The organism is Pseudomonas gorinensis, from assembly GCF_042015035.1.
Taxonomy (GTDB): Bacteria; Pseudomonadota; Gammaproteobacteria; order Pseudomonadales; family Pseudomonadaceae; genus Aquipseudomonas; species Aquipseudomonas gorinensis.
On sequence record NZ_CP167125.1, the window covers coordinates 6,286,094 to 6,307,370 of the forward strand.

General features: G+C 60.1%; 14 protein-coding genes. 12 read left to right on the forward strand and 2 right to left on the reverse strand.

The window, feature by feature from the left end:
• Positions 1 to 11: 11 nt before the first annotated feature.
• The 12 genes from AB7933_RS28780 (at position 12) to AB7933_RS28835 (ending at position 18,069) form a co-directional block, all read left to right on the forward strand.
• The gene (locus AB7933_RS28780) at positions 12 to 188 is read left to right on the forward strand and encodes a hypothetical protein (protein ID WP_003176118.1); all 177 of its coding nucleotides are present in this window, start codon (positions 12 to 14) and stop codon (positions 186 to 188) included.
• Positions 172 to 3,126 (forward strand): sensor histidine kinase, encoded by a 2,955-nt coding sequence (locus AB7933_RS28785; protein WP_024077421.1) that lies wholly within the window; start codon positions 172 to 174, stop codon positions 3,124 to 3,126. The genes AB7933_RS28780 and AB7933_RS28785 overlap by 17 nt, the downstream gene beginning before the upstream one ends.
• A gap of 22 nt (positions 3,127 to 3,148) precedes the next feature.
• Complete coding sequence (locus AB7933_RS28790; protein WP_024077422.1) at positions 3,149 to 4,588, forward strand: sigma-54-dependent transcriptional regulator; 1,440 nt, start codon at positions 3,149 to 3,151, stop codon at positions 4,586 to 4,588.
• 696 nt (positions 4,589 to 5,284) lie between these two features.
• Positions 5,285 to 6,688 carry a polynucleotide adenylyltransferase PcnB gene (locus tag AB7933_RS28795; protein ID WP_024077423.1) on the forward strand — a complete coding sequence of 468 codons (1,404 nt, stop codon included), beginning with the start codon at positions 5,285 to 5,287 and terminating at the stop codon, positions 6,686 to 6,688.
• A 2-nt stretch (positions 6,689 to 6,690) separates the two neighbouring features.
• The gene (gene folK, locus AB7933_RS28800) at positions 6,691 to 7,173 is read left to right on the forward strand and encodes a 2-amino-4-hydroxy-6-hydroxymethyldihydropteridine diphosphokinase (protein ID WP_024077424.1); all 483 of its coding nucleotides are present in this window, start codon (positions 6,691 to 6,693) and stop codon (positions 7,171 to 7,173) included.
• A 322-nt stretch (positions 7,174 to 7,495) separates the two neighbouring features.
• The gene (gene panB, locus AB7933_RS28805; RefSeq protein WP_024077425.1) at positions 7,496 to 8,296 is read left to right on the forward strand and encodes a 3-methyl-2-oxobutanoate hydroxymethyltransferase; all 801 of its coding nucleotides are present in this window, start codon (positions 7,496 to 7,498) and stop codon (positions 8,294 to 8,296) included.
• On the forward strand, positions 8,293 to 9,144 hold the full coding sequence (gene panC, locus AB7933_RS28810; protein WP_024077426.1) for a pantoate--beta-alanine ligase: 852 nt from the start codon (positions 8,293 to 8,295) through the stop codon (positions 9,142 to 9,144). Before panB ends, panC begins: the two co-directional genes overlap by 4 nt.
• Positions 9,145 to 9,368: 224 nt before the next feature.
• On the forward strand, positions 9,369 to 11,033 hold the full coding sequence (gene pgi, locus AB7933_RS28815; RefSeq protein WP_024077427.1) for a glucose-6-phosphate isomerase: 1,665 nt from the start codon (positions 9,369 to 9,371) through the stop codon (positions 11,031 to 11,033).
• A gap of 105 nt (positions 11,034 to 11,138) precedes the next feature.
• Positions 11,139 to 13,076, forward strand: coding sequence for an acetate--CoA ligase (acs, locus tag AB7933_RS28820; RefSeq protein ID WP_024077428.1), 1,938 nt, complete (start codon positions 11,139 to 11,141; stop codon positions 13,074 to 13,076).
• Positions 13,077 to 13,091: 15 nt separating this feature from the next.
• Positions 13,092 to 13,961, forward strand: coding sequence for an oxygenase MpaB family protein (locus tag AB7933_RS28825; protein ID WP_024077429.1), 870 nt, complete (start codon positions 13,092 to 13,094; stop codon positions 13,959 to 13,961).
• 68 nt (positions 13,962 to 14,029) lie between these two features.
• Positions 14,030 to 15,046 (forward strand): class I SAM-dependent rRNA methyltransferase, encoded by a 1,017-nt coding sequence (locus AB7933_RS28830; RefSeq protein WP_024077430.1) that lies wholly within the window; start codon positions 14,030 to 14,032, stop codon positions 15,044 to 15,046.
• Between the two features lie 89 nt (positions 15,047 to 15,135).
• A complete protein-coding gene (locus AB7933_RS28835) occupies positions 15,136 to 18,069 on the forward strand; it encodes a DUF748 domain-containing protein (RefSeq protein WP_024077431.1) in 2,934 nt (977 codons plus the stop codon).
• Positions 18,070 to 18,218: 149 nt separating this feature from the next.
• Here AB7933_RS28835 and AB7933_RS28840 read toward each other — a convergent pair whose 3' ends face one another.
• Both AB7933_RS28840 and pnp read right to left on the reverse strand, forming a co-directional pair.
• On the reverse strand, positions 18,219 to 18,836 hold the full coding sequence (locus AB7933_RS28840; protein WP_024077432.1) for a BON domain-containing protein: 618 nt from the start codon (positions 18,834 to 18,836) through the stop codon (positions 18,219 to 18,221).
• A gap of 296 nt (positions 18,837 to 19,132) precedes the next feature.
• A complete protein-coding gene (gene pnp / locus AB7933_RS28845) occupies positions 19,133 to 21,238 on the reverse strand; it encodes a polyribonucleotide nucleotidyltransferase (protein WP_024077433.1) in 2,106 nt (701 codons plus the stop codon).
• Between the last annotated feature and the right edge of the window lie 39 nt (positions 21,239 to 21,277).

Below are 21,277 nucleotides of genomic sequence, written 5' to 3' on the forward strand. Positions count from 1 at the left end.
CAGAGGCCAACATGTACATCTATCGATTGGTCCTGCTGCTGGTCGTCGGGATCTACCTGTTTTCCCCCGCCATCATGGATTGGTGGATCGACGCCACGGGCGCCTGGTATCGGCCTTATCTACTGTGGCTGATCCTGATCGTCGTGACCTTTATCCTGCAGAGCCAAAAAGATGCCGATGAGCTTTAGCCTCACCCAGATGCTGCTGATCAGCGCCGCCTACCTGGCTGCCTTGTTCGCAGTGGCCTGGATCAGTGAGCGCGGAATGATTCCGCGGGCGATCATTCGCCATCCATTGACCTACACCTTGTCCTTGGGCGTCTACGCCAGCGCCTGGGCGTTCTATGGCACCGTGGGCCTGGCCTATCAGTACGGCTATGGCTTCCTCTCCAGCTACCTCGGGGTGTCCGGGGCATTTCTGCTGGCGCCGGTGCTGCTGTACCCGATCCTGAAGATCACCCGCACCTACCAGTTGTCATCCCTGGCCGATCTCTTCGCCTTCCGCTTTCGCAGTACCTGGGCCGGCGCACTGACCACCATTTTCATGCTGATCGGCGTGTTGCCCCTATTGGCCCTGCAGATGCAAGCAGTGGCCGACTCCATCAGCATCCTCACTCGCGAGCCGGTGCAACATCGCGTCGCCCTGGCGTTCTGCGCGTTGATCACACTGTTCACGATTTTCTTCGGCTCACGCCATATCGCCACCCGCGAGAAACACGAAGGCCTGGTATTTGCGATCGCCTTCGAGTCGGTGATCAAGCTGATCGCCATCGGCGGCGTTGGCCTCTACGCGCTCTACGGCGTATTCGACGGCCCGCAACAGCTGGAACTGTGGCTGCTGCAAAACCAGACCGCTCTCGCCGCCCTGCACACGCCCTTGCAGGAAGGCCCGTGGCGCACGCTATTGCTGGTGTTCTTCGCCTCCGCGATCGTGATGCCGCACATGTATCACATGACCTTCACCGAGAACCTCAACCCGCGTTCGCTGGTCAGCGCCAGCTGGGGTTTGCCACTGTTCCTGCTGTTGATGAGCCTGGCCGTGCCGCTGATCCTGTGGGCTGGCCTGAAGCTGGGGGCCACTACCAACCCTGAGTATTTCACCCTCGGTATCGGCATCGCCGCCAACAGCCCGGCCCTGGCGCTGCTGGCCTATGTCGGCGGCTTATCGGCAGCCAGCGGGCTGATCATCGTCACGACGCTGGCACTCTCCGGCATGGCGCTGAACCACCTGGTGCTACCGCTGTACCAGCCCCCCGCAGAAGGCAATATCTACCGCTGGCTGAAATGGACACGCCGCGCACTGATCGTCGCGATCATCATGGCCGGTTACGGTTTCTACCTGCTGCTGGGTGCGGGGCAAGACCTGGCCAATCTCGGCATCGTCGCGTTTGTGGCCACCTTGCAGTTCTTGCCGGGCGTGTTGTCGGTGCTGTACTGGCCGACCGCCAATCGCCGTGGGTTTATCGCCGGGCTGCTGGCGGGGATCCTGGTATGGCTCGTCACCATGCTGCTACCGCTGGTCGGCAACTTGCAGGGTTTCTACATCCCGCTGCTGAACATGATCTACGTGCTGGATGACACCAGTTGGCACATGGCGGCGATTGCCTCGCTGGCCGCCAACGTATTGATGTTCACCCTGATCTCGCTGTTCACCAACGCCAGCCCGGAAGAAACCAGCGCCGCCGAGGCCTGCGCGGTGGACAATGTGCGGCGCCCGCAACGCCGCGAGCTGCATGCGGCTTCGCCCCAGGAGTTCGCCACACAACTGGCCAAACCGCTGGGGGCCAAGGCCGCGCAGAAGGAGGTCGAACAGGCGCTGCGCGATCTTTACCTGCCGTTCGACGAACGGCGCCCCTATGCCTTGCGCCGACTGCGTGATCGCATCGAGGCCAACCTGTCCGGGTTGATGGGGCCCAGCGTATCCCAGGACATGGTGGAAACCTTCCTGCCCTACAAGGCGGGTGGCGAAAACTACGTCACCGAAGACATCCATTTCATCGAGAGCCGGCTGGAGGATTACCACTCACGCCTCACCGGCCTTGCCGCCGAACTCGATGCCCTGCGCCGCTACCACCGCCAGACCCTGCAGGAACTGCCCATGGGCGTCTGCTCCCTGGCCAAGGACCAAGAGATCCTGATGTGGAACAAGGCCATGGAAGAACTCACCGGTATCGCCGCACAACGTGTAGTAGGTTCGCGCCTCAATACCCTGGGTGATCCGTGGAAAGAACTGCTGCAGGGGTTTATCAACCTGCCCGACGAGCACCTGCACAAACAGCATCTGGCCCTCGACGGCCAGACCCGCTGGCTCAACCTGCACAAAGCCGCCATCGACGAACCCCTGGCCCCCGGCAATAGTGGCCTGGTGCTGCTGGTGGAAGACTTGACCGACACCCAGATGCTCGAAGACAAGCTGGTGCACTCCGAACGCCTGGCCAGCATTGGCCGCCTGGCTGCGGGCGTTGCCCATGAAATCGGCAACCCGATTACCGGTATCGCATGCCTCGCGCAGAACCTGCGGGAAGAGCGCGAAGAAGACGGTGAAATCATCGAGATCAGCGGGCAAATCCTCGAACAGACCAAGCGCGTATCGCGCATCGTGCAGTCGCTGATGAGCTTTGCCCATGCCGGCGCCCACCAGAACCAGGACGAGGCGGTGTGCCTGGCCGAAGTGGCGCAGGATGCCATTGGGCTGCTGGCGTTGAACCGGCGTAATTTCGAAGTACAGTTCTTCAATTTGTGCGACCCGGACCACTGGGTCGACGGTGACTCCCAGCGCCTGGCGCAGGTGTTGATCAATCTACTGTCCAACGCCCGCGATGCGTCCCCTCCCCACAGTGCGGTACGCGTCAAGAGCGAGGCTTTCGAGCACACGGTCGACCTGATCGTGGAGGACGAAGGCAGCGGCATTCCACAGAACATCATGGACCGATTGTTCGAACCCTTCTTCACCACCAAGGACCCAGGTGAAGGTACCGGTCTGGGCCTTGCACTGGTCTATTCCATCGTTGAAGAGCATTATGGACAAATCACCATCGACAGCCCGGCTGACACCGAAAGCCAACGCGGCACCCGTATTCGGGTGACCTTGCCGCGTCATGTCGAAGCGACGTCCGCTGTGAACTGAGACCGTCGAGAGAATTGAATCAATGCCGCACATTTTGATCGTCGAAGACGAAACCATTATCCGCTCTGCCTTGCGTCGCCTGCTTGAACGTAATCAGTACCAAGTCAGCGAAGCCGGCTCGGTGCAGGAAGCCCAAGAGCGGTTCAGCATTCCCACGTTCGACCTGATTGTCAGCGACCTGCGCCTGCCCGGCGCGCCCGGTACAGAGCTGATCAAGCTTGGCCAGGGCACCCCGGTGCTGATCATGACCAGCTATGCCAGCCTGCGCTCGGCAGTGGATTCCATGAAAATGGGCGCGGTGGACTACATCGCCAAGCCTTTCGACCATGATGAGATGCTCCAGGCCGTGGCGCGCATCCTGCGTGACCGGCAGTCGGCCAGCAGCGCACCGACCGAGCAGCGCCCCACCGGCAAGGCCGGCGGCGGTGCCGACAAGCCAGGCATCGATAACAGCAATGGCGAGATCGGCATCATCGGCTCCTGCCCACCGATGCAGGACCTGTACAGCAAGATCCGCAAAGTGGCGCCTACCGACTCCAATGTTTTGATCCAGGGGGAGTCGGGTACCGGTAAGGAACTGGTGGCCCGCGCCCTGCACAACCTCTCCAAGCGCGCCAAGGCACCGATGATTTCGGTGAACTGCGCAGCGATCCCCGAATCGCTGATCGAATCCGAACTGTTCGGCCACGAGAAAGGCGCCTTCACGGGCGCCAGCGCCGGGCGTGCGGGCCTGGTGGAAGCGGCGGACGGCGGCACACTGTTCCTCGACGAAATCGGCGAACTGCCCCTGGAAGCCCAGGCGCGTTTACTGCGCGTGCTACAGGAAGGCGAAATCCGCCGCGTCGGCTCGGTACAGTCGCAGAAGGTCGACGTGCGCCTGATCGCGGCAACCCACCGCGACCTGAAGAGCCTGGCCAAGATCGGCCAGTTCCGCGAAGACTTGTATTACCGCCTGCACGTCATCGCTCTCAAGCTGCCACCGCTGCGTGAGCGTGGTGCCGACGTCAACGAGATCGCCAATGCGTTCCTGCTACGCCAGAGCGCGCGAATCAACCGTACGGACCTGAAGTTTGCCCCGGACGCCGAGCAAGCGATCCGTCATTACTCGTGGCCGGGCAACGTACGTGAGCTGGAAAATGCGGTTGAGCGTGCGGTGATCCTGTCGGAGAGCCCGGAAATTTCCGCCGAGCTGCTGGGCATCGACATCGAACTGAGCGATCTGGACGATGACGACTTCATTGGCCTGGCCCCGCAACAGGGCGGTGGTGGCAATACCAGCCATGAGCCGACTGAAGATTTGTCACTGGAAGATTACTTCCAGCACTTTGTCCTGGAGCATCAGGACCACATGACCGAGACCGAACTGGCCCGCAAATTGGGCGTAAGCCGCAAGTGCCTGTGGGAACGGCGCCAGCGCCTGGGCATTCCACGGCGCAAGACCGGCGTAGCCAGCGAGAGTTGAGGGTGCGCGCCCACAGGTAACACCCTCAGATGTGAAAAAACTGTTACCGCGGATTTTTTGCGTAACAAAAGCCGGGGCTTACGGTAACGAAGCCCCGGCTTTTTTTTGCCCGCAGAAATCAAAAATCAGCTCAACCCCCCGGTTTTGCTGGTCGGCGCAAAAGTTGGCACGCACCCTGCTATATGTTTAGTACAAAAACAATAACAAGCTTTGTACAAGACAATAAAAATAAGACGAATCGACTCACGCACAATAAAAACAACACGGCGGAGGCGCAGCTAACTGATTCTTTTGGAGAGGCGTTGCATTGGGGCTTGCCCCGCAACCAGGCCGAGAACAACAAAAACTGCCCTAAGGCAGAGCCTGAACTGGTTGGATCGTAGATCAGCAACACAGCGACCAAAGCAATCCGTTTGCTCTTGACTCCCGATTGGGAGTGTCATGAAGGTGAAGCTTCATGGCGAGGGCGATCAACAAAAACAAGAAGCCCGAAATCAATAATAAAAATAGAGCACGCAACTACTTCTGGGGGAGCTTCGGCTCCCCTTGTAGTTTCTGGCATTTGGCATTTTCAAGGCTTATGGCGCAAGGCCTGTAGCTTGTTCCTACACCATCCCCTGACTAAATGCTAGAATCCCCGCCCATCATGCGGTCATTCTTCGTTATGGCCGAACATTCCTTCAAACAGTGCATCCCATGCTGAAGAAGTTGTTCCAGTCATTCCGTTCTCCCTTGCGTCGTACGCAACACAAACGCAGCACGCCTGAAGTGCTCAACAGCAGCCAACATTCGCTGCAACGCGCTCAGTTCAGCCGTTATGCAGTGAACATCGTCGAACGTTTGCAGAACGCCGGCTACCAGGCTTATCTGGTGGGCGGGTGCGTACGCGACATGTTGCTCAACATCACGCCCAAGGATTTCGACGTCGCCACCAGTGCCACGCCAGAGCAAGTGCGCGCCGAGTTTCGCAATGCGCGCATCATCGGCCGCCGTTTCAAGTTGGTGCACATCCACTTTGGTCGCGAAATCATCGAGGTCGCGACCTTCCGTGCAGGCCATCCGCAAAACGATGAAGAGGAGGACACCAATCAGTCTTCCCGCAACGAGAGCGGGCGCATCCTGCGCGACAACGTCTATGGCACCTTGGAAGAAGACGCGCAGCGTCGCGACTTCACCATCAACGCCCTCTATTACGACCCGGTCAGTGAGCGCATTCTTGATTACGCCAACGGCGTACACGACATCCGTAACAACCTGGTCCGCCTGATCGGCGACCCGGTGCAGCGCTACCAGGAGGACCCGGTTCGTATGCTGCGGGCCGTGCGCTTTGCGGCCAAGCTGAACTTCGGTATCGAGCGACACACCGCTGCGCCGATTCGTGAACTGGCCCCCATGCTGCAGGAGATTCCCTCGGCGCGCCTGTTCGAAGAAGTGCTCAAGCTGTTCCTCTCGGGCTACGCCGCCGACACCTTCGAAATGCTCGTCGACCTGCAGTTGTTCGACCCCTTGTTCCCGGCCAGCGCCGAGGCCCTGGAATACAACCCGACGTATACCCACACATTGATCAGCGAAGCGTTGATCAATACCGATCTGCGCATCAAACAGAACAAACCGGTAACCCCGGCGTTCCTGTTTGCTGCCCTGCTGTGGCCGGCCCTGCCAAAACGCGTACTGCGCCTGCAAGAACGTGGCATGCCGCCGATTCCAGCCATGCAGGAAGCCGCTCACGAACTGATCACCGAGCAATGCCAGCGCATCGCCATCCCGAAACGTTTCACCATGCCGATCCGCGAAATCTGGGATATGCAGGAGCGCCTGCCCCGCCGCAGCGGTAAGCGTGCCGACCTGTTGCTGGACAACCCGCGCTTCCGCGCTGGCTACGACTTCCTGCTGCTGCGTGAAAGCGCTGGCGAGCAGACCGACGGCCTGGGCGAATGGTGGACCGACTACCAGGACGCCAATGACAGCGAACGCCGCGAGATGATTCGTGAGCTCGGCAGCAAAGGCGAAGGCGCCAGCGAGGGGCCCAAGAAGCGTCGTCGCAGCGGCACCAAGCGTAAACGCAGCGCCGCCGATGCCTCGGGCGCCGCGGGCGAATAAACGTGGAACGCATCTACATCGGCATGGGCAGCAACCTGGCCGCCCCGGATCAGCAATTGCGCAGCGCTATCGAGGCGCTGGCACAATTGCCCGGCACCCGCCTCGTCGGTGTGTCCTCCTTCTATCAAAGTGATTCCCTACTCCCGGGCCAACCGCGCTATACCAACGCGGTTGCGGCCCTGGACAGCAGCCTTGCACCGCTGGACCTGCTTGACGCACTGCAAGCCATCGAGAATGACCAGGGCCGCGAGCGCCTCGAGCGTTGGGGGCCGCGCACGCTTGACCTGGATATCCTGCTGTTTGGTGATCGCCTGATCGACGAACCACGCCTCAAGGTGCCGCACTACCAGATGCACGTGCGCGCGTTTGTGTTGTACCCCTTGGCCGAACTGGCCCCTGCCGACCTGCAACTGCCTGACGGCCAAACACTCAGCAAACTGCTGGCGGCCTGCCCGTTTGTCGGCTTGGAACGCTTACCTTTGTAGGCGCGGGCTTGCTCGCGAAAATCGTCAACGATAACGCGCACGCCCTGATTAAACGTGGTGCCTGCGTGTTCTTCACGAGCACCCTCGCACCTGCAATCGCGTCAGTAACAGCGGTAACATCGCGGTCGTAACAATGCGGTAACACATCCAATTGACTTCCCGTGTCCTCCTCACGACTATAGGCGTCCCGCTGCCGCCAACCCGGCGCTAAAGGGCGCAATCCAGGCCATATAAGCACTGCTTTCAAGACAGTGCGCCTGTATAAACAAAGACTCACGCGCGTTACTCGCTGTTTCCAAGCGCCTGAACGAGGACCCTTTTCATGCCAGACATTACCCTGACCACCTTGCAGAGCCTCAAGCTCAAAGGTGAAAAAATCACCATGCTGACCTGCTACGACGCTACCTTCGCCCACGCCAGCTGCCAGGCAGGTGTCGAAGTGTTATTGGTGGGCGACTCCCTGGGCATGGTTCTTCAAGGGAATGACAGCACCCTGCCCGTTACCACCGATGAGCTCGCCTACCACACCGCCAGCGTCAAGCGCGGTAACGACGGCGCCTTCATCATCGCCGACCTGCCGTTCATGGGTTACGCCACCCTCGAACAGACCTTCCAGAACGCCGGCAAACTGATGCAAGCCGGCGCGCACATGATCAAGGTGGAAGGGGCCGTCTGGCTCGCCGAATCGATCCGCCTGCTGGCTGAACGGGGTGTTCCTGTGTGCGCACACATGGGCCTGACGCCGCAGTCCGTGAATATCCTGGGTGGCTATAAGGTACAAGGCCGCAATGAGGCCCAGGCGCGCCAGATGCGTGCCGATGCCATCGCCCTGGAGCAGGCCGGCGCCGCAATGATCCTGCTCGAATGCGTTCCCAGTGAGTTGGCGGCGGAAATCACCCACGCCGTTAAAGTCCCGGTGATCGGCATTGGTGCCGGTTCCGCCACCGACGGCCAGGTCCTGGTGCTGCACGACATGCTCGGCCTGTCGATGACTGGCCGTGTGCCGAAGTTCGTGAAGAACTTCATGATTGGCCAGGACAGTATCCACGCCGCTTTGAGCGCCTACGTCGCTGAAGTCAAGGGCGTGACCTTCCCAGGTGCCGAACACGGGTTTTCTGCATGAACACGGTAAAAACCATACGTGAACTGCGGGCCGCCGTGGCCCATGCCCGCAACGCCGGCAAACGCATCGGCTTCGTGCCCACCATGGGCAACCTGCACAGCGGCCACGCCACCCTGGTGGCCAAGGCCGCCCAGCAGGCGGACTTCGTGGTCGCCAGCATCTTCGTCAACCCGCTGCAGTTCGGCGCCGGCGAAGACCTCGACAAGTACCCGCGCACCCTCGCCGCAGACCAGGAAAAGCTCCTGCAAGCCGGCTGCAACCTGCTGTTCGCCCCCACTGTCGAGGAAATGTACCCCGACGGCATGGCCGGCCAGACCCGCGTCAGTGTCCCGCAACTGTCTGAAGGCCTGTGCGGTGCCAGCCGTCCCGGTCACTTTGAAGGAGTGGCCACGGTAGTCAGCAAGCTGTTCAACATGGTCCAGCCGGACATGGCTGTGTTCGGGCAGAAGGACTATCAGCAACTGGCCGTGATCCGCGCCATGGTCCATGATCTGAACATGCCGATCCAGATCATCGGCGAGCCTACCGTCCGCGCCGAAGATGGCCTGGCGCTGTCCTCGCGCAACGGCTACCTCACCGAAGCCCAACGCGCGGTCGCGCCGGTGTTGTACCGCAGCCTCAGCCAGATTGCCGCCGCCATCAAAGGCGGTGACCGCGACTTCGCCAAACTGCGTGCCGAACAGGTCCAGCAGATCGAAGCCGCCGGGTTGCGCCTGGATTACCTCGAAGTGCGCCAAGGCGTGAACCTGCGCCCGGCCACGGCCGAAGATCGCGACGTGGTGATCCTGGTGGCAGCTTATCTGGGGGCCACGCGCCTCATCGATAACCTGCACCTGAACCTCGCCTGACCCCCTCTCGACACCCCGCCTGCGACCCTGCCTGATGTGCCGGTATAAAAAAGTACCGGCCACAGCGCAGACAAAGCCAAGACATATCGACACGCTAGGTTTAATGTAATCGCCCTGCGCTATGGTTAGCGCTGTCCGGCACCCAGCCCTTGATAAAAGACTGGACGTTCCGGGCTTTGAAATGTCCTAAAGGCAGTCCCCGTAATAAAAGGAAACCCGCAGCGATGGCGTACTACCGCACTCCTCATGACGTTACCGCTCTGCCCGCCTGGCAAGCGCTCAATCAACACCGCCAAGCCATGCAGGATTTCAGCATGCGCGAAGCGTTCAATGCCGATCCTCAGCGTTTTTCCCAGTTCACCTTGAGCAGCTGCGGACTTTTCCTCGATTACTCGAAAAACCTGATCACCAGCGAAACCCGCGACCTGCTCGTGGCACTGGCCAAGGAAGTCGACCTCAAGGCCGCCATTGACGCGCTGTACGCTGGCGAGCCGGTCAACTCCTCGGAAGGTCGCCCTGCCCTGCACACGGCACTGCGCCGCCCGGTGGGTGACAAGTTGTCGGTCAACGGTGTGAACATCATGCCGGACGTGCACAAGGTGCTGAACCAGATCACTGACCTGGTTGGCCGCATCCATGACGGCCTATGGCGTGGCTACACCGAGAAGCCGATCACCGACGTGGTGAACATCGGCATCGGCGGCTCCTTCCTCGGCCCGGAGCTGGTCTCCGAGGCACTGTTGTCCTACGCCCATAAAGGCGTGCGCTGCCATTACCTGGCGAACATCGACGGCAGCGAGTTCCATGAACTGACCATGAAGCTGCGCGCCGAGACCACGTTGTTCATCGTCTCGTCGAAATCGTTCAACACCCTGGAAACCCTGAAGAACGCCCAGGCCGCCCGTGCCTGGTACCTGGCCCAGGGTGGCTCGGAAGCGGAGCTGTACCGCCACTTTATCGCCGTATCAAGCAACAACGCGGCAGCCGTGGCCTTCGGTATCCGCGAAGAAAACATCTTCCCGATGTGGGACTGGGTCGGCGGTCGCTACTCGCTGTGGTCGGCCATCGGCTTGCCAATCGCATTGGCCATCGGCATGTCCAACTTCAAAGAGCTGCTGTCCGGTGCCTACACCATGGACCAGCATTTCCAGAACGCGCCGTTCGAGGCCAACATGCCAGTGCTGCTGGGCTTGCTCGGCGTGTGGTATGGCAACTTCTGGGGTGCGCAGAGCCATGCGATCCTGCCGTACGACCATTACCTGCGCAATATCACCAAACACTTGCAACAGTTGGACATGGAATCCAACGGCAAGAGCGTGCGCCAGGACGGCACGCCCGTGTCCACCGATACCGGCCCCGTCATCTGGGGCGGCGTCGGCTGCAACGGTCAGCACGCCTATCACCAGTTGCTGCACCAAGGGACCCAACTAATCCCGGCCGACTTCATCGTGCCGATCGTCAGCTTCAACCCTGTGTCCGACCACCATCAGTGGCTGTATGCCAACTGCCTGTCCCAGAGCCAGGCGCTGATGCTCGGCAAGACCCGCAGCGAAGCCGAAGCCGAGCTGCGCGACAAGGGCATCCCGGAAGACGACGTGCAGAAGCTGGCCCCGCACAAGGTGATCCCCGGGAACCGTCCGAGCAACACCTTGGTCGTCGAGCGCATTAGCCCCCGTCGCTTGGGCGCGCTGGTGGCGATGTATGAACACAAGGTGTTCGTGCAGAGCGTGATCTGGGGCATCAACGCCTTTGACCAATGGGGCGTTGAGCTGGGCAAGGAGCTGGGCAAAGGCGTCTACAACCGCCTGACCGGTGCCGAAGAAACCAGCGCCGAAGATGCTTCGACCCAGGGCCTGATCAACTATTTCCGCGGTCGTCACCGCGGCTGATACCGGTACGACAGGGTCAACGTCCGTTTGGACGTTGGCCTTGAACCCTCCCCCCACAGGGTGCATCTTTATGACTTGTCGCCAAAACAAGAATAAGGAGCGCTCATGTTCGATATCAGCACCTTTCCCAGCGCCGATGCCGTCCGCCGGGCTGCGCAACTCAGTCAAGAGGACTACCAACGCCTCTATCGCCAATCCATCGAACAGCCAGACACCTTCTGGGCCGAGCAGGCCAAGGCGTTTCTTGACTGGATGAAGCCGTGGCACACGGTCCAGCACTGCGATATCAACACCGGCGCCGCCCAATGGTTTGCCGGCGGCCAACTGAACGTGAGCTATAACTGCATCGACCGTCACTTGGCGCAACGCGCCGAGCAGCCCGCCTTTATCTGGGAAGGCGATGACCCGACCAAGTCCGTCAAGATCACCTACCGTCAACTGCATCAACACGTCTGCCGCCTGGCCAATGTGCTGAAAAGCCGTGGCGTGAAGAAAGGCGACCGCGTGTGCATCTACATGCCCATGATTCCGGAAGCGGCCTACGCCATGCTGGCCTGTACGCGCATCGGGGCGGTGCATTCGGTGGTGTTTGGTGGTTTCTCGCCGGATGCCCTGCGCGACCGTATTCTCGACGCCGATTGCCGCACGGTCATCACCGCCGATGAAGGCGTGCGCGGCGGCAAGCCCGTGGCACTGAAACAGAATGTCGACAAAGCCCTGGCCAATTGCCCGAATGTCAGCACGGTACTGGTGGTGGAGCGTACCGGGGCTGCCGTGAACTGGAGCGAAGGCCGCGACCTCAAGTACCGGCAGGCCCTGGACACCGCGAGCGATGATTGCCCGCCCGAGCCGATGGACGCCGAGGCCCCGCTGTTTATCCTCTACACCTCCGGCAGCACCGGCAAACCCAAGGGCGTGCTGCACACCACCGGCGGCTACCTGCTGCAAGCGGCAATGACCTTCAAGTACGTGCTCGATTATCGCGATGGCGAGGTGTTCTGGTGCACCGCGGATGTGGGCTGGGTCACCGGTCATAGCTACATCGTGTATGGCCCGTTGGCCAATGGCGCCACCTCGCTGATGTTCGAAGGTGTGCCGAGTTACCCGGACAGCTCGCGCTTCTGGCAGGTGATCGACAAACACCAGGTCAATATCTTCTACACCGCGCCAACCGCGCTGCGCGCCTTGATGCGTGAAGGCCATGGCCCGCTTGAGAATACCTCCCGCGCCAGCCTGCGCCTGTTGGGCAGCGTCGGGGAACCGATCAACCCGGAAGCCTGGGACTGGTACTTCAATGCAGTCGGCGAGCAGCGCTGCCCCATTGTGGATACCTGGTGGCAGACCGAAACCGGCGGCATCATGCTCAGCCCGTTGGTCAGCGCCCAGCGGATCAAACCCGGGTGTGCCACCCAGCCGATGTTTGGCGTACAACCCGTGCTGCTCGATGAACAAGGCAAGGCATTCAGCGGTGCCGGCAGCGGCGTGCTCGCGATCAAGGCCAGTTGGCCGGGGCAGATTCGCAGTGTCTACGGTGACCCACAGCGCATGATCGACACTTATTTCAAACCCTACCCCGGCTATTACTTCACCGGTGATGGCGCACGCCGCGATGAAGACGGTGACTACTGGATCACCGGACGCATCGACGACGTGATCAACGTCTCCGGCCACCGCATCGGCACAGCCGAAGTAGAAAGCGCGCTGGTGCTGCATGACCAGGTCGCCGAAGCGGCCGTGGTGGGCTACCCACATGACGTCAAAGGCCAAGGTATCTATGCCTTTGTGACCCCGATGAATGGTGTCGAACCCAGCGATGCGCTGAAAAAGCACCTGCTGGACCTGGTCAGCAAAGAAATCGGCAGCTTTGCCAAACCAGAGCTGATCCAATGGGCGCCTGCCCTGCCGAAAACCCGTTCCGGCAAGATCATGCGGCGGATTCTGCGTAAGATCGCCTGCAATGAACTGGACAGCCTGGGCGATACATCGACCCTGGCCGACCCGAGCGTGGTCGACGGTTTGATCGACAAACGCCTGAACCGCTAGGAAATCCGAGTCGCCATGGAATTTATCCGCAGCCGTATAGAAACCCAGTTGATGAGCCTCACCGGCTTGTCGCTGGGCCAACTGGACCTGGAAAACCCCAAGGGCGATCCCGGCCTGTTCGGCCCGGACTCGGTCAGTTGGCAAGTCCATGGCGACTTCAGCAGCATGCTCATCGGCGGCATCAGCGCCTTGATGCTGCAAGCCCTGCACCCCCTGGCCCTGGCCGGCGTGTGGGACCATTCGAATTTTCGCCAGGACATGCTCGGGCGTTTACGCCGTACTTCGCAATTCATCTCCGGCACCACATTCGGCTCGCGCAAAGACGCCGAGTGGCTGATTGAGAAAGTGCGCACCATTCACCTGCAGGTCGTCGGGCACGCCCCGGACGGACGGCCGTACGCGGCCAGCGATCCGGAGTTGCTGACCTGGGTACACGTAGCGGAAGTCAGCAACTTTCTCGCCGCCCACTTGCGGTATCGCAATCCGCAGCTGTCGGGGCGGGACCAGGATCGCTACTACAGCGAAATCGCCCTGGTGGCCGAACGCCTGGGGGCCCGGCAGGTTCCGCGCTCCCGGCAGGAAGTTTCGGATTATCTGGCACGTGTTCGCCCACAACTGCTGTGCGACGAGCGCAGCCGCGAAGTGCTGCGCCTGCTGCTCAATGCGCCCGCCCCCAGCCACCTGGCCAAACCCTTTGGCGCGTTGATGATGCAGGCCGGGATCGACCTGTTGCCGGACTGGGCCAGCGCCATGCTCGAGCACCACCAAAGTCCGCTGCAGCGCCAGATGATCCGCGCCGGGGTCAAGCGTAGCGCGCCCTTGTTGCGTTGGGCGATGCGCAATGGTTCGGTCCAACGCGCCCATCGGCGGATGGGGCTGATGTAGCCCGCGGCCCATAGCTGTTAGACTCCGCGCCCTCATTGCCCACAACTACCTAAAGCAAGGCGCGCTCCATGTCTCCCCTGAACCAGGCGCTGCGCGCCGCCCTCGATCGACGCCAGGACCTGATCAACGAACTGCATGCCCAGGGCACCGATTGCTATCGGCTGTTCCATGGTAGCCAGGAAGGCGCCGGCGGCCTGACGATCGACCGCTACGGCCCGCAGTTGCTGGTACAAAGCTTCCACCAGGCGCTGGACACCCACGAGCTGCTGGACCTGCACCGGCTGATCAACCAGTACATGGGCCTGGAATTGCTGCTGGTGTACAACGACCGCTCGCGTGGCAACTCGCGCATCGACCGCGAAGACACGGTATACCGCGCCGAGCCTGCGGCGCTGGAAGACCTGGTCGGCCACGAATGGGGCCTCAACTACCGCGTGCGCGGGCGCCATGTCGGGCAGGACCCGCTGCTGTTCCTCGACCTGCGCAACACTCGCGGTTGGGTCAAGGCCCACAGCGCCGGCAAAAGTGTACTGAACCTGTTTGCCTATACGTGTGGGGTCGGCCTGAGTGCCGCCGCCGGTGGCGCACGTGAGGTGTGCAACCTGGACTTTGCCGAAGGTAACCTGGCGGTCGGTCGTGAGAACGGCCTGTTGAATCCGCAATTACCCACCATGGAATTTGTGCAGTCCGATTACTTCCCGGCGATTCGCCAACTGGCCGGCCTGCCGATCGCTCAGCGTCGCGGGCAAAAGCTGCCGAGCTATCCGCGCCTGGAGCAACGTCAATACGACCTGGTGTTACTCGACCCGCCCGCCTGGGCCAAGAGCGCCTTCGGCACCGTCGACCTGCTGCGTGACTACCAGAGTCTGCTCAAGCCGGCATTGCTGGCAACCGCCGACAACGGCGTACTGATCTGCTGTAACAACCTGGCAAAAGTGAGCATGGACGATTGGCGTGACCAGGTACTGCGTTGCGCCGAGAAAGCGGGGCGCCCGGTACGCGACTGGCGCATCATGGCGCCCGGCGCCGATTTTCCTTCGCAAGACCAACAGCCACCGCTGAAGACAATGATCCTGCAGTTATAGGACTTATCTCAAAAGGACTGGCTCTTCGGAACCGAAAACCCGTGCCATACTCCAAGGCACTCCTGTTCGACATAGATGGCGCCGCCCCCATGCCCAAAGGATTGATTCGCGCCGCTGGCGCCTTGTTGACTGCCGTAGCCCTGTACAGCTTGCTGGGCTTTCTGATTTTGCCCGGCATCGCCCTCCGCATAGCCAATCAACAACTGGCCAACTACGCCACGGTGCCAGCCCGCATCGAACGCATCGAGCTCAACCCGTTCAGCCTGGAGCTGACCGTGTGGGGCCTGCAAATCGGCGATCCAGGCAAGGAACAGGTCGGTTTCGAGCGGCTGTATGCCAACCTGCAGCTCGACAGCCTGTGGACCCGCGCCGTGCACTTGGCGGATGTGCAACTCGACAAGCCCAAGACCGAGCTGCTGTTCGACAAATCCGGCCAACTGAACCTCGCGCAACTGTTCAAGTTGCCGCCCAGCGAGCCAACCCCGGCCGATCCCAACGCCAAACCATTCCCGTTGCGTATCGACAACATCAAGCTGGCCGGCGGCTATTTACATTTCGAAGACCTACGCCCCAGCGAGCCCATCGAGTTCCTCTATGACAAACTCGACTTCGAGCTGAAAAACCTCAGCACGCTGCCGGAAGACAACGCCGACATGACCCTCGTGGCCGCGGGCCCCCAGGGTGGGCAGATCGACTGGAAAGGCAATTTCAGCCTGGTGCCGATCACCTCCAAAGGCACATTGAAGGTCACCGACGGCAAGATGAAAGCCTGGTGGCCGTATGTGCGGGATGCACTGCCACTGGTGCTTGAGGACGGTGTGCTCAACTTCAGTACCGACTACACATTCAGCCTGGCCAATGAGACTGCGCTGAACCTGAACAACACCGCCGCGAGCATCGCGCCCTTTGCCATCAAGGCGCCGGATGGCCGCCCACTGGTACGCTTGGAGCGCCTGGACATCAGCGAAACAACAGTGGACCTGGCCAAGCAGCAAGTGGTGGTCGGCAAGATCCGCAGCAACAAGCTGGAAACCTGGGCCGCCCGCGAAGCCGATGGGCAATTGGACTGGCAAAAACTATTCGCCAGCAAGCCAGGCAAACCGGCCAAGGCACCGGAACCGGCCAGCGCACCGGCCACTGCCGACTCGCCAAAACCTGCACCGGCAGCGCCCAGCAAACCCTGGCAAGTGCTGCTCAAGGATGTGCAACTGCGCAACTACCAGGTGCACCTGGCTGACCGGCAGGCTAAACCGGTCGTCGCGCTGGAGCTGGGGCCATTGAATGTCGATATGCAGAACTTCGATAGCCTCAACCAAAGCCCCTTCACCCTCAAGATCGACAGCGGCCTGGGCAAACAGGGCAAGATCCAGGCAACCGGCGAGGTCAACCTCAACCCCGTCAGTGCCAAGCTGAAAGTGAATACCCAGGACATCGACCTGCGGGTCGCCCAATCCTATATCAGCCCGTTTATTCGTCTGGAACTGCGTAGCGGCATGCTCGGCAGTAACCTGGATGTGAACCTCAAAAGCACAGACCCACTTAAGCTCCAGGTAACCGGCCGGGCCCAGGTGGACCAGTTGCACACCCTGGACACCCTCAAGACCCGTGACTTCCTCAAGTGGCAACGCCTGGTGCTGGAAGGCCTGAACTACCAGCATGGCGACAGCCTGTCGATCGACAAGGTCAACCTGCAGCAGCCGTATGCACGCTTCATGATCAACGATGACCGCACCACCAACGTGGACGACCTGTTGATTCCACAGCCAGCCGACAGCGGCGCCAAAGCGGCGGCCAAGCCTGCGGCCAGCCAAGATAAGCCCCTGGGTATCCATATCGGGCAGATTGCGATCAACGACGGCTCGGCCAACTTCGCCGACTTCAGCCTCACGCCCAACTTTGCGACCGCAATACAACAGCTCAACGGGCAGATCGGCACCATCGACAGTCGCCAGGCCAAACCGGCCAACGTCGACATCAAGGGCAAGGTGGACCGCTACGCGCCAGTGACCATCAAAGGCAGCGTGAACCCATTCGACCCCATGGCAGCGCTGGATATCGCCACCAGTTTCAAACGTGTCGAGCTGACCACCCTGACCCCCTACTCGGGCAAGTTCGCCGGTTTCCGTATCCGCAAGGGCCGTCTCAACCTCGACCTGCATTACGTGATCACCAAGGGCCAGTTGAAGGCCGAGAACAAAGTGGTGGTCGAGCAATTGCAGTTGGGTGAAAAGGTCGACAGCGCCGATGCCGTGGATTTGCCGATTCGCCTGGCGATTGCCTTGCTTAAAGACAGCGATGGCAAGATCTCCATCGAACTGCCCATCAGTGGCGACTTGAACAACCCGCAATTCAGCGTGATGCCGATCGTGTGGCAGACCCTGCGTAACCTGGTGGTGCGCGCGGCGAGTGCACCGTTCAAATTCATCGGCGGATTGATTACCGGTGGAGGTTCGGAAGACTTGGGTAACGTGTCGTTCGCCGCCGGCTCGAGTGAATTGAGCAAAGAGGCTGAGGGCGCATTGGACAATCTGGCCAAGGCGCTGAAGGAACGCCCAGCCCTGCGCCTGGAAATCGAAGGCACAGCGGCGGCCAGCAGTGACGGCCCCTTACTGGCCCAGGAGCGACTGGAACGTGAATACCAGTACAACTACTACAAGATGCTGCAGCGTCGCGGCGAGAAGGTTCCAGCCCAGGCCTCCCTGCTGGAGGTTCCGGAAAGCGAGAAAGCCCCGCTGCTCGAAGGTATCTATCGCACTCGCTTGAAACAGCAGCCACCTGCGGAATGGAAAGACCTCAGCCGCGATGAGCGCACGGCAAAGCTGAAGGACGGCTTGATCAAGTTCTGGAGCGGCAGTGATGTATTGCTACGTCAGCTGGGCCAGGACCGGGCCAGCACCATCAAGGATTACCTGGTAGACAAAGGGCAACTGGAAGATGACCGGGTGTACTTCATCGACGCCAATCTGGGCCAGGCCGAGAAAGACGGTCGAGTGATCACACCAATGCATCTGGATGCCGAGTAACCCTCCACAATAGAACAGGCCCCGACACGAATGCCGGGGCCTGTAATGACCACTTCCTTGTGGCCGGTCGCATGAACACGTGAGGTGCATTGAGTGGATAACTGGCTCACTCGTTGCCGCCGCGCCTAGTTCAGGCGATGGGTTGAGCGTTACTCGGCTTTCAAGCCATCAGCCGATACTGCTTTAACGCCTTTGATTTTCTTGGTGATCGCAACAGCAGTGGCTTTCTGCGATTCAGTCACAGCAGTCGTCGAAGACAGGGAAACCACGCCTTTGTTGGTTTCGACTTTGATGTCTGTGCCAGGAATGCCTTTCTCAGTAACCAGGTCAGCCTTCACTTTGGTGGTGATCCAAGTGTCGCTGGTTGCGCCTTTGGCATCAGCGGCTGCGCCCTTGGTTTTGTCGATATTGTCTGCTTTGGTAGCGCCGCCGGCCAACAGGCCATCAGCCGAAACAGCAGTTACGCCTTTGATTTTCTTGGTGATCGCTACAGCGGTCGCTTTCTGAGAGTCAGAGATGGCAACGGTCGACGACAGGGAAACCACACCTTTGTTGGTCTCAACCTTGATGTCCGAACCTGGGATGCCTTTTTCGGTCAGCAGGTCAGCTTTAACTTTGGTGGTGATCCAGGTATCCGAGGTGGACTCCTTGGCCTTAGTCACTTCGCCAGCAGCCAGTGTCATCGGCGCTTGAGACGTTTGAGCGAAAGCAACGTTGGTCATAGCCAGTGTCAAAGCGGTAGCAGTAGCGAGAGCGAACTTCTTCATACGAGTAACTCCTGTTTTATTAAAAGTCTGCAGCGTGTGGACCTTGATGCTGCAGCGTTAACAGGGATATTGCAGGCACTGTGCCAAGTCGAAATCCAGATAAAAACCCTTTAAAAACAATGCATTAACAAATACCCATCTTTTCGGAATCGTGCAACTTGCATGAACCGCGTCGTGCCTGCGTGCAAGTTGCGGTTTTTTGGCTTGGATTAAACAACTGATTTTTCGGGCTTTTTCCGCCGCCATAAAAAAAGGACTCCGAAGAGTCCCTTTTTCAGCGTGAAACCTGCGGGTGATTAAACGCCCGAAGCCTTGGCTGCTGCTACATCCTTGATGGACAGCTTGATACGGCCGCGGTTGTCCACGTCCAGTACCAGCACTTCCACTTCCTGGCCTTCTTTCAGAATGTCGGTCACTTTCTCAACACGAGCGTCGCTCAGCATGGAGATGTGAACCAGACCGTCTTTGCCCGGCAGGATGTTGACGAATGCGCCGAAGTCGACGATGCGTTCAACTTTACCGACATAGATCTTGCCGATCTCGGCTTCCGCGGTGATGCCCAGAACGCGCTGACGCGCGGCCTCTGCAGCTTCCTTGGTTTCGCCGAAGATCTTGATCGAGCCGTCGTCTTCGATGTCGATCGAAGCCTTGGTCTCTTCACAGATCGCACGGATGGTCGCGCCGCCTTTACCGATAACATCACGGATTTTGTCGGTGTCGATTTTCATCGCGATCATGGTCGGAGCGTTTTCCGACAGCTCGGTACGGGACTGACCAATGATCTGGTTCATCTGACCGAGGATATTCAGGCGCGCTTCCAGGGCTTGGCCCAGGGCGATCTCCATGATCTCTTCGGTGATGCCCTTGATCTTGATGTCCATCTGCAGCGCGGTAACACCTTTAGCGGTACCAGCGACTTTGAAGTCCATGTCGCCCAGGTGGTCTTCGTCACCCAGGATGTCGGTCAGGATGGCGAACTTCTCGCCTTCTTTAACCAGGCCCATGGCGATACCGGCAACCGGTGCCTTCATCGGCACACCAGCGTCCATCAGCGCCAGGGAAGCACCGCAAACGGAAGCCATGGAGCTGGAACCGTTGGACTCGGTGATTTCCGACACCACACGGATGGTGTACGGGAACACGTCAGCAGCAGGCAGCATGGCCTGAACCGAACGGCGGGCCAGACGGCCGTGACCGATTTCGCGACGACCAGCACCGCCCATGCGACCACACTCGCCCACCGAGAACGGAGGGAAGTTGTAGTGCAGCATGAACGGGTCTTTTTTCTCGCCTTCCAGGGTGTCCAGCAGCTGTGCGTCACGGGCAGTACCCAGGGTCGCAACAACCAGCGCTTGGGTTTCACCACGAGTGAACAACGCCGAACCGTGAGTCTTCGGCAGAACGCCGACTTCGATGTTCAGCGGACGCACGGTGCGAGTGTCACGGCCGTCGATACGTGGCTTGCCGTTAACGATGTTCTCGCGAACGGTGCGGTATTCGATTTCACCGAATGCAGCCTTGACGTCGCTGGCGGAAGGCTGGCCTTCTTCGCCGGACAGCTTGGCAACAACCTGATCCTTCAGCTCACCCAGGCGAGCGTAACGGTCGGCCTTGATGGTGATGGTGTAGGCCTGGGAGATCGCTTCGCCGAACTCGGCACGGATAGCGCCCAGCAGTTCGGTGGCTTCCGGGGCAGCAGCCCAGGTCCAGGTTGGCTTGGCAGCTTCAGCGGCCAGTTCTTTAACGGCGTTGATCACGACCTGGAACTCGTCGTGAGCAAACAGTACCGCGCCCAGCATCTGGTCTTCGGTCAGCTCTTTGGCTTCCGATTCAACCATCAACACGGCTTCCGAAGTACCGGCAACGACCATGTCCAGGCTCGAAGCTTTCAGTTGCTCGTAAGTCGGGTTCAGCAGGTAGCCGGTGCTTTCGTGGAAGGCAACGCGGGCAGCGCCGATCGGGCCATCGAAAGGAATACCGGAGATGGCCAGGGCAGCCGAAGTACCGATCATCGCAGCGATGTCCGGATCGGTTTTCTTGCTGGTGGAAACGACGGTGCAGACAACCTGCACTTCGTTCATGAAGCCTTCTGGGAACAGCGGACGGATCGGACGGTCGATCAGTCGGGAAGTCAGGGTTTCTTTCTCGGAAGGACGGCCTTCGCGCTTGAAGAAACCGCCAGGGATCTTACCGGCAGCGTAAGTCTTTTCCTGGTAGTGGACAGACAGAGGGAAGAAACCCTTGCCTGGATCGGCTTGCTTGGCACCTACAACGGTCACCAATACGGTGACGTCGTCGTCAACGGTAACCAGCACTGCGCCGGAAGCTTGACGGGCGATACGGCCTGTCTCGAGGGTAACGGTCGACTGACCGAACTGGAATTTTTTGATAACCGGGTTCACGGTGTCCTACCTTCTTTGTGGCTCTTGGGGAACTTGTCT

Excerpts from the sequence above, each read along its gene's own strand:
- AB7933_RS28780 (WP_003176118.1), top strand. The coding sequence starts at position 12 with ATGTACATCTATCGATTGGTCCTGCTGCTGGTCGTCGGGATCTACCTG.
- AB7933_RS28785 (WP_024077421.1), top strand. The coding sequence starts at position 172 with ATGCCGATGAGCTTTAGCCTCACCCAGATGCTGCTGATCAGCGCCGCC.
- AB7933_RS28790 (WP_024077422.1), top strand. The coding sequence starts at position 3,149 with ATGCCGCACATTTTGATCGTCGAAGACGAAACCATTATCCGCTCTGCC.
- AB7933_RS28795 (WP_024077423.1), top strand. The coding sequence starts at position 5,285 with ATGCTGAAGAAGTTGTTCCAGTCATTCCGTTCTCCCTTGCGTCGTACG.
- panB (WP_024077425.1), top strand. The coding sequence starts at position 7,496 with ATGCCAGACATTACCCTGACCACCTTGCAGAGCCTCAAGCTCAAAGGT.
- panC (WP_024077426.1), top strand. The coding sequence starts at position 8,293 with ATGAACACGGTAAAAACCATACGTGAACTGCGGGCCGCCGTGGCCCAT.
- pgi (WP_024077427.1), top strand. The coding sequence starts at position 9,369 with ATGGCGTACTACCGCACTCCTCATGACGTTACCGCTCTGCCCGCCTGG.
- acs (WP_024077428.1), top strand. The coding sequence starts at position 11,139 with ATGTTCGATATCAGCACCTTTCCCAGCGCCGATGCCGTCCGCCGGGCT.
- AB7933_RS28825 (WP_024077429.1), top strand. The coding sequence starts at position 13,092 with ATGGAATTTATCCGCAGCCGTATAGAAACCCAGTTGATGAGCCTCACC.
- AB7933_RS28830 (WP_024077430.1), top strand. The coding sequence starts at position 14,030 with ATGTCTCCCCTGAACCAGGCGCTGCGCGCCGCCCTCGATCGACGCCAG.
- AB7933_RS28835 (WP_024077431.1), top strand. The coding sequence starts at position 15,136 with ATGCCCAAAGGATTGATTCGCGCCGCTGGCGCCTTGTTGACTGCCGTA.
- AB7933_RS28840 (WP_024077432.1), bottom strand. The coding sequence starts at position 18,836 with ATGAAGAAGTTCGCTCTCGCTACTGCTACCGCTTTGACACTGGCTATG.